Source organism: Streptomyces sp. NPDC127190 (genome assembly GCF_042672505.1).
Lineage (GTDB): Bacteria > Actinomycetota > Actinomycetes > Streptomycetales > Streptomycetaceae > Streptomyces.
The window spans coordinates 761,327-768,468 of record NZ_JBHXVE010000001.1 but is presented as its reverse complement, the minus strand read 5'-3'; the positions used below and the strand labels follow the sequence as shown (position 1 = coordinate 768,468).

Sequence of the window (7,142 nt, the reverse complement as noted above, 5' to 3'; positions counted from 1 at the left end):
ACCCCCGCCCTCGGACTCGCGAGCTCTGCCGCGTCCGGGTGCTCCGCGCGGGGCGCTCCGACCCCCCGCCCCCCCCGCCCCCGCCGGCGCCGCCCCCCCCCCGTTGGGTCACCGGGTGCTAGGGGAGGGCGTGGACATGCGGGGCCACCGTGTTCGACCACGCGTTGCCCGAGGCCGCGTCCCAGTTGGTCGACCAGGTCATCGCGCCCCGCAGGCCGGGGTAGGTCTGCGCGGGCTTGAAGGTGCCGCAGTTGGTGCCGGCCGTCAGGCAGTCCAGGGCGTTGTTCACCACGGACGGAGAGACATAGCCGCTGCCCGCCGCCCTCGTGGAGGCCGGCAGGCCGAGGCCGACCTGGGAGGGGGCGAGGCCGCTCTGGAGCTGGATGCAGGCGAGGGCGGTCAGGAAGTCCACCGAGCCCTGGCTGTAGACCTTGCCGTCGCAGCCCAGCATGGAACCGCTGTTGTAGTACTGGGTGTTGACGACCGTCAGGATGTCCTTCAGGTTCAGCGCGGTCTGGAAGTAGGCGGTCGAGGTCGACTGCATGTCGATCGTCTGGGGCGCCATGGTGATGACCAGGGACGGGCCCGCCTTGGCCGACAGGGCGCGCAGCGCCTGGGTCATGTAGGTCGCGTTGAGGCCGTTCTCCAGGTCGATGTCGACGCCGTCGAAGCCGTACGTCTGCATCAGCGAGTAGACCGAGTCGGCGAAGTGGGCCGCCGACGCGGAGTCGCTCACCGACACCGTGCCGTTCTGCCCGCCGACCGAGATGATCACCTTCTTGCCGGCCGCGTGCTTGGCGGCGATGTCGGCTTTGAACTGGTCGGCCGTGTAGCCGCCGAGACCGGCCGAGTCCAGGGTGAAGGAGACCGCTCCCGGCGTCGAGGTGGCGTCGGCGAAGGCCACCGCGATGATGTCGTACGACGAGGGGACGTCCGACAGCTTCTGCACGGTCGCGCCGTTGTTGAAGTTCTGCCAGTAGCCGGTCACCGCGTGCTTGGGCAGGGAGCCGCCGGTGCCGCCCCCGCCCGTGCCGGAGGAGGCCGTCGTCGCCGTCACCGATGCCGACTTCGCCGACTCGCCCGCCGCGTTGGTCGCCGTCACCTGGAAGCTGTACGACGTCGACGCCGACAGGCCGGTCACCGTCGCGGAGGTGCCGGTCGACGGCGTCACCCTGGTGCCGTTCTCGTAGACGTTGTAGCCGGTCGCGCCGGTGGCGCCGGTCCAGGACAGGGAGACGGAGGAGGAGGTCGTACCGGAGACCGTGAGGCCGGTGGGGGCGGCCGGGACGGTCGGGGCCGGGTCGCCGCCTCCGCCGCCGTCGGGGCCGTAGACCGAGAGGTCGTCGGCGTAGTAGGCCGCCTGGCCGTACCACCCGTGCGTGTAGACCGTGACGGAGGTGGTTGACGCGCCGGTGGTGAAGGTGGTCGTGAGCTGCTTCCAGCTCGCGGTGTCGGGGGTCCAGGTGGACACGTCGGTCGTGCCGGTGCCGGTGACGCCCAGGTAGGAGTAGCCGCCCTGGACCCAGGCGCTCAGCGTGTACGTCGCGTTGGGCCGGACCGCGACGGACTGGGTGCACTGGGCGTCGTCCTGGCCGGCCGGGGTCGCCTTGAGGGCGGCGGTGCCGGAATGGACCGGGGAGGAGACGGTCGTACCGCTGCCCGCCGTGCAGGTCCAGCCGGAGAGGCCGGACTCGAAGCCGGCGTTGCGGACGTTGTTCACGTCCGCCGCGGACGCCGGGGCGGCGGTGGCGAGTCCGGCGAGGGAGAGGGCCAGGGCGGTGGTGGCGGCCCGGGCCGCACCTCGCCGTCCACGGGGTCTGGGTATGCCTGGAGCGCGGTCCACTGGGGCCTCCGGTGGGGGAGTCGACGGGGAGAGGGGGTGCTCGGGCGGTGGCCGCCGTTGGAGGAACAAGTTGGTCCAGACCAATTCCCCTGTCAAGAGGTCCAGACCAAATTGGGGGACGGTTCGCGGTGCAACCTGTCCTGGTTTGAGGACAGTTGTGGCAGGGGAGTTCTACGCGAGCTTCACCAACGCTGTTCTTTGGTCATACGGCCGTGGATACAGTGCTCACGTAGTCACGCAGTGAAGTCGTCCTGGCGCATTGGAGTGACCGTGACACCGGTGGGCCGGCGGGTGTGGAGAGCGGGGAGCTGCGCGTGCCAACTGCCATTGCCGTGACCGGCGCCGACCTGGCACTGCCGGCCCAGGACGAACGCACCATGCCCGCCGTCGTGCTGCACGACCTGGACCGCCGGCCGATCGAGCAGACCCTCACCGAACTCCACGCGCTGACCGAGCAGTACGGCTATGCCGTGGTCGTCTGCTCACCCGTCACCCCCGAGCCGGTCCTGCGCCGGCTGCACACCCTGCGCGCCCTGCTGGAGAGCGACCGCATCGCCTTCCTGCGGCCGGAGCTGCCCCCGCTGGGCGTCGCCGTACTGGCCCGGCAGCTGCGCCAGCTCGCCTCGTGCGATCTGAGCCCCGGCGTGCTCGCCTCGGCGGGGCGGCTGCTCAGCCACTACATCCACGCCGGAGCCGTCCTCGGCTCCGTCGCCCGGCTGGACCGGGTGCCGGTCGGGCTCACCGCACACGCCAGATCCTGGGTCCCGGGCAGCCAGTTCGCCGTACTCGCCCACCCCGAACCGCAGCTCGTCAGGGTCGCCCCCGGGGTCACCCTCAAGGGGCCCGACTTCAACACCTGGCTGCTCGTCGCGAAGAACCAGACGCACGGGCAGGCACAGACCGACTGGGTCACCGACCTGGGCGCCCGGTGGGGCGTGCACGGACTGCGCGAGACCCCGCTGCCCGCCGAGTCACCGCTGTGGTGGGGGACCGGCCGGCTGGTCGAGTTCTGCGCCTATCTCGCCGACCTCTCCGTGCTCTACCAGCTCGTCACCTCCGTACGGCAGACCGGCTGCCACTGGTGCGGCCTCGACGTCATCGGCGACCGCTGCGTCTTCTGCTCCGCCGGCCCACCCGTCCCCGAACCCGCCGCGCCCCGCGCACTGGAACGGCGCGCCCCCGCCCGATCCGCCCGCTCGTGACCCACGTCCCGCTCGGCCGACTCCCCCAATGAGGTTGCACGGTTCATGAACTCCCGTCAGCGCCGCGGCGTGATACTGCTGATCCTCTCGGTCCTGTGCGCTCTCGGCGCGTTCGCCGGCGTGCTGTCCGTCGTCCACGACGTCAATTCCAAGGTCGGGCCCGAGGTCACCGCCTACCGGGTGCGGTCCGACGTCCAGCCGTACACCGCCCTGGACGCCGGGCAGTTCGAGAAGATCGAGATGCCCCGGCGGTGGCTGTCCGGCACCGCCGTCACCGACCTCCGGCAGATCCAGGGCAAGATCGCCGTCACCACGCTGCGCGCCGGGTCCCTGCTCCAGACCGACATGATCGTCGACCAGCCCGCCCTCCAGCCCGGGCAGCAGGAGGTCGCCATCATGATCGACGCGGCGACGGGCGTGGCCGGGAAGATCACCCCCGGCTCGCGGGTCAACGTGTACGCCACCTTCGCGGGCAAGAAGGACGGCGACCCGGACCAGTCGAAGATCATCGTCACCGACGCCCGGGTCCTCGACGTCGGCCGCATCACCGCCCTGGACCCCGACAGCACCAAGAACCAGCAGCAGCCCACCGAGGCCGTCCCCATCACTTTCGCGCTGTCCACCCTGGACGCCCAGCGCATCACCTACGCCGAGTCCTTCGCCCAGCGCGTCCGCCTCGCGCTGGTGGCACCCGGCGGCGACACCGGCGTCCCCGACAAGGACCGCACCTACGAACTCGCCACGGACAAGTGAGAGGCGGCCCGCATGCCCACCAGGATCCTTCCGGCGGGAGCCGACCCGGACGCCGTACGCTCCCTCGTCACCCTGCTCAGCCAGCTGCCGGACGCCGAACCCCAGCCGCCGGTCGCCGACTCCACCCAGCTGGTCGACGGCCTCGCCCGGCTCGCCGCCGAGTCCGTGGACGAACTCCCCGAAGTGGTCGTCGTCCACGAGCGGATCGGCCCGGTCCCCGCGCTGGAGCTGATCCGCGAGGTCGCGCTGCGCTTCCCGGCCGTCGGCGTCATCCTCGTCACCACCGACGCGAGCCCCGGCCTGTTCGCCGCCGCCATGGACTCCGGCGCGCGCGGCCTGGTCGCGCTCCCGCTGTCGTACGAGGAACTCGCCAGCCGCGTCCAGGCCGTCGCCCAGTGGTCCACCGGGGTACGGCGCCATCTCGGGCACGCCGCCGAGGCGATCGGCGGAGCCGGCGGCACGGTCGTCACGGTCAGCGGGGCCAAGGGCGGCGTCGGCGCGACGCTGACCGCCGTCCAGCTGGCCCTCGCCGCACAGGCCTCCGGGCGGCCCACCGCCCTGGTCGACCTCGACCTCCAGACCGGCGACATCGCCTCCTACCTGGACATCCAGTTCCGCCGTTCGGTGGCCGACCTCGCCGCCATCACCGACATCTCGCCCCGGGTCCTCGCCGACGCCGTCTTCCGCCACGACACCGGGCTCGCCCTGCTGCTCGCCCCCGCCGAGGGCGAACGCGGCGAGGAGGTCACCGACCGCGCCGCCCGCCAGATCGTCAGCGCCCTGCGCTCCCGCTACGAGGTCGTCGTCGTGGACTGCGGCGCCCAGCTCGGCGGGGCCGGCGCGGCGGCCGTCGAGATGGCCGACACCGCGCTGCTGCTCGTCACCCCGGACGTCATCGCCGTACGCGCCGCCAAGCGGACCGTGCGGATGTGGGACCGGCTCCAGATCCGCAAGGCCGAGGAGACGACCGTCGTCGTCAACCGGCACACCCGCAGCACGGAGATCCAGCCCCCGCTGGTGCAGCGCATCACCGGGACCGCGCTGGCCCGCACCGCGATCCCGGCCGGCTTCAAGGAGCTGCAAGGCGTCGTGGACGCCGGGCGGCTGCACGAACTGGACGGCAAAAGCGCGGTGAAGCAGGCGCTGTGGGCGCTCGCCGGGGAACTGGGGCTCGCCAGGGCGGCCGAGGGCGCCGCCCACCGGGGCGGGGGACGGGGCATGGCCGGCTTCCGGCGGCGGAAGGAGTGAACGGCCCATGAGAAGGGGTGGGGATCGCGGCCAGGTCAGCATCGAGTTCCTGGGGATGGCCCCGCTGATCATCCTGACGCTGGTGCTGATGTGGCAGGCCGTGCTCGTGGGGTACGCCTACACCCTCGCGGGGAATGCTGCGGACGAAGGGGTGCGGGCGGGCACGGCGGCGCCCCGGGGGGAGCGGCGAGCGGTGTGCGAGCAGGCGGCGCTGGGACATCTGTCGGACGCGTGGCGCAAGGGCGCCGCCGTGGACGACTGCGGCGGCACCGGCTATGTGACCGCGGACGTGTCCGTCAAGGTCCCCGTCCTCTTCCCCGGCTCGATCGACTTCCCGGTCACGGTGCACGGCCACGCCGGCGCCGTGGAGGAGGTGAAGCACTGACATGCCGTACCGCCGCAAGACCCGCGAGGACCGCGGCCAGGTGGCCATCGAGTACCTGGGGTTCGTACCGGTCCTGCTGATCGTCGGGCTGGCCGGCTTCCAGCTCGGGGCCGTCGCCTACGCCGCCGAACAGGCCGGCACCGCCGCCCGGGCCGGGGCGCGGGCCGCGTCGCTGCGGCAGTCCGCCGCGCAGGCCTGCGCCGACGCGGTGAGCGGCGGGATCACGGTGAACTGCTCCTCCGCCGAGGACGGCACCACCGTGACCGTCACCGCGACCGTCCGCATCCCCGAGATCGTCTGGGACCTCGGCACCGCCACCAAGACCGCCACCATGCCGCTCGACCACTGACCGAGGAGCAGCCGACCCATGAGCCTGCGGGCACGCATCAGCACTCCGGAGGAGCACGCGAGCCGGGGCGAGGACGGGCACCTGGTCGCCTCCTACCGGGCCAAGCTGCTGGAGGAGATCGACCTCGCGGAGATGAGTTCGCTGGCCGCCGCCGAGCGCCGGGCCCGGCTCGAACGCGTCCTCGGGCACATCATCAGCCGCGAGGGCCCGGTGCTGTCCACCGTCGAGCGCTCCCAGCTGATCCGCCGGGTGGTGGACGAGGCGCTGGGCCTCGGCATCCTGGAACCCCTGCTGGAGGACGCCTCCATCACCGAGATCATGGTCAACGGACCGGACGCGATCTTCGTCGAACGCGGCGGCCGGGTCGAGCAGCTGCCGCTGCGGTTCGTCTCCGCCGACCAGCTGATGCAGACCATCGAGCGGATCGTGTCGACGGTCAACCGCCGGGTGGACGAGTCCAATCCGATGGTCGACGCCCGGCTGCCGTCCGGCGAGCGGGTCAACGTCATCATCCCGCCGCTCTCCCTGACCGGCCCCATCCTCACCATCCGCCGCTTCCCGCGCTCCTTCACCCTCCAGGAACTGGTCTCCTTCGGCTCGCTGGACGAGCACATGGTGTACCTGCTGGCCGGCCTGGTGCAGGCCAAGTTCAACATCATCGTCTCGGGCGCCACCGGCACCGGGAAGACCACCCTGCTCAACGCCCTGTCCGGGCTGATCCCGGCGCACGAGCGCATCATCACCATCGAGGACTCCGCCGAACTCCAGCTCCAGCAGACGCACGTCGTCCGGCTGGAGTCGCGGCCGCCGAACGTCGAGGGCAAGGGCCAGATCACCATCCGCGACCTGGTCCGCAACTCGCTGCGCATGCGGCCCGACCGGATCGTGGTCGGCGAGGTCCGCGGCGGCGAGTCCCTGGACATGCTCCAGGCGATGTCCACCGGCCACGACGGCTCACTGGCCACCGTGCACGCCAACAGCGCCGAGGACGCGCTCACCCGGCTCCAGACGCTCGCCTCCATGTCCGACGTCGAGGTGCCCTTCATCGCCCTGCACGACCAGATCAACAGCGCGGTCGACGTCCTCGTCCAGCTCACCCGGTTCGCCGACGGCGCCCGCCGCATCACCGAGATCGCCCTGCTCGACAGCCACGGCGGAGAGCCGTACCGGCTGGCCACCGCCGCCCGCTTCGAGGCCCAACCGATGGCCGCCGACGGCCGTGTGCACGGCACCTTCCGGTACTTCCCGCTGCCCCGCCGCACCGCCGACCGCCTCTACATGGCGAGCCAGCCGGTCCCGCAGGCCTTCGGGGTCGCCCGCACCGCCGACCAGCTCGCCACCCGAGAAGCCAGGTAGCCGCCC

7 protein-coding genes are annotated in these 7,142 nt (G+C 72.1%); 6 read left to right on the top strand and 1 reads right to left on the bottom strand.

The features are described from left to right. Positions 1 to 118: 118 nt before the first annotated feature. Positions 119 to 1,843, bottom strand: a complete 1,725-nt coding sequence (locus ACFVIU_RS03395) for a chitinase (RefSeq protein ID WP_385840296.1) — start codon at positions 1,841 to 1,843, stop codon at positions 119 to 121. A 332-nt stretch (positions 1,844 to 2,175) separates the two neighbouring features. On the opposite strand from ACFVIU_RS03395, the gene ACFVIU_RS03390 reads away from it, so the two are divergent. Genes ACFVIU_RS03390 through ACFVIU_RS03365 form a run of 6 tightly spaced genes read left to right on the top strand, consistent with a single transcriptional unit; the run spans position 2,176 to position 7,136 of the window. Next, entirely contained in the window at positions 2,176 to 3,045 is an 870-nt protein-coding gene (locus tag ACFVIU_RS03390) for a hypothetical protein (RefSeq protein ID WP_385840334.1), read from the top strand. A 45-nt stretch (positions 3,046 to 3,090) separates the two neighbouring features. Then, complete coding sequence (cpaB, locus tag ACFVIU_RS03385) at positions 3,091 to 3,798, top strand: Flp pilus assembly protein CpaB (RefSeq protein WP_385840295.1); 708 nt, start codon at positions 3,091 to 3,093, stop codon at positions 3,796 to 3,798. 12 nt (positions 3,799 to 3,810) lie between these two features. Next, positions 3,811 to 5,046, top strand: a complete 1,236-nt coding sequence (locus tag ACFVIU_RS03380) for a CpaE family protein (protein ID WP_385840293.1) — start codon at positions 3,811 to 3,813, stop codon at positions 5,044 to 5,046. A 7-nt stretch (positions 5,047 to 5,053) separates the two neighbouring features. Beyond that, entirely contained in the window at positions 5,054 to 5,431 is a 378-nt protein-coding gene (locus tag ACFVIU_RS03375; protein WP_385840292.1) for a TadE family protein, read from the top strand. Position 5,432: 1 nt separating this feature from the next. After that, positions 5,433 to 5,780: a TadE/TadG family type IV pilus assembly protein gene (locus ACFVIU_RS03370; RefSeq protein WP_385840291.1), complete on the top strand. Its 348-nt coding sequence runs from the start codon at positions 5,433 to 5,435 to the stop codon at positions 5,778 to 5,780. Positions 5,781 to 5,798: 18 nt separating this feature from the next. Next, the gene (locus ACFVIU_RS03365; RefSeq protein WP_385840290.1) at positions 5,799 to 7,136 is read left to right on the top strand and encodes a CpaF family protein; all 1,338 of its coding nucleotides are present in this window, start codon (positions 5,799 to 5,801) and stop codon (positions 7,134 to 7,136) included. The last annotated feature ends 6 nt before the right edge of the window (positions 7,137 to 7,142 follow it).